The organism is Intrasporangium chromatireducens Q5-1, assembly GCF_000576575.1.
Classification (GTDB): domain Bacteria; phylum Actinomycetota; class Actinomycetes; order Actinomycetales; family Dermatophilaceae; genus Intrasporangium_A; species Intrasporangium_A chromatireducens.
Map to the genome: position 1 here is coordinate 1 of NZ_AWQS01000482.1, position 1,223 is coordinate 1,223.

Genomic DNA, 1,223 nt, shown 5'->3' on the forward strand with positions numbered 1-1,223 from the left:
TACGACGGCAACACCGTGACCGCGCTGTGGAACTACGCGCAGCACTACGCGATGAGCGACAACTCCTACTCGACGACCTTCGGTCCCTCGAGCCCCGGCGCCATCAACCTCGTCTCGGGCCAGACCCACGGCGTCACGGAGTACTCGGCGGCGGGCACCCCGATCATCCCGACCACGAGCGACTACACCGTTCGCGTGCCGGACGCGAACGGCGTCGGCACGATGACCAACGACCCCGACCCGGTCTACGACGACTGCTCCAACAACAGCCACACGACCAGCTACACGCTCGCCGGGATGCAGTCCTCCAACAAGAACATCGGCGACCTGCTCAACGCACGAGGGGTCTCGTGGGGCTGGTTCCAGGGCGGCTTCACGCCGACCTCACCGGCCACGGCGAGTTCCCCGGCGACGTGCCTCTCCACCCACACGAACGTCGCAGGCGGCGTCTCGACCGACTACAACCCGCACCACGAGCCGTTCCAGTACTACGCGTCGACGGCGAACCCCCACCACCTCCCACCGGCCAGCACCGCGGAGATCGGGCACGCCGGCCCGGCGAACCACCAGTACGACCTGACCGAGTTCGACAAGGTCGTCGGCACCGACCAGCTGCCGGCGGTCAGCTTCCTCAAGGCCGCCAACTACCAGGACGGGCACGCCGGCTACTCCGACCCCATCGACGAGCAGCGCTTCATCGTCAAGGAGATCAACGCGATCCAGCAGTCGCCGAGCTGGAAGGACACCGCGATCGTGCTGGCCTACGACGACTCGGACGGCTGGTACGACCACCGCGCCGCCACCCTCACGAACGCGTCGAGCAGCCCGGACGACGCGGCGTGGTGCACCGACGCGGCGGCCGCCGGCGTGCCGATCTCGGGCGGCTACCAGGACCGTTGCGGGCCGGGACCGCGCCAGCCCCTCGTCATCGTCTCGCCGTACGCCCGGACGAACTGGGTCGACCACGCCCAGACCGACCAGGCCTCGATCCTGAAGTTCATCGAGGACAACTGGCGGACCGGACGCGTCGGCGACCACTCGGCCGACGAGCGCGCCGGCTCGCTCGCGGGCCTGTTCCACTTCCCGAACCCCAAGGCGCCCACGGTGCTCCTCGACCCGGCCGACGGGACCGTCACGTCGGTCGCCGCGGTCCACGGACGCGCGCACCGCTGACCGCCCTGGCCGTATGCCGCTGGGCCGGCTCCCGCGTGGACGGGAGCCGG

1 protein-coding gene is annotated in these 1,223 nt (G+C 70.1%); it reads left to right on the plus strand.

Going from position 1 to position 1,223, the window contains the following annotated elements; translation table 11 throughout:
* On the plus strand, positions 1 to 1,173 hold a 1,173-nt coding region (locus N864_RS22370), incomplete at its 5' end, for a phospholipase C (RefSeq protein ID WP_034722781.1).
* Positions 1,174 to 1,223 lie beyond the last annotated feature (50 nt).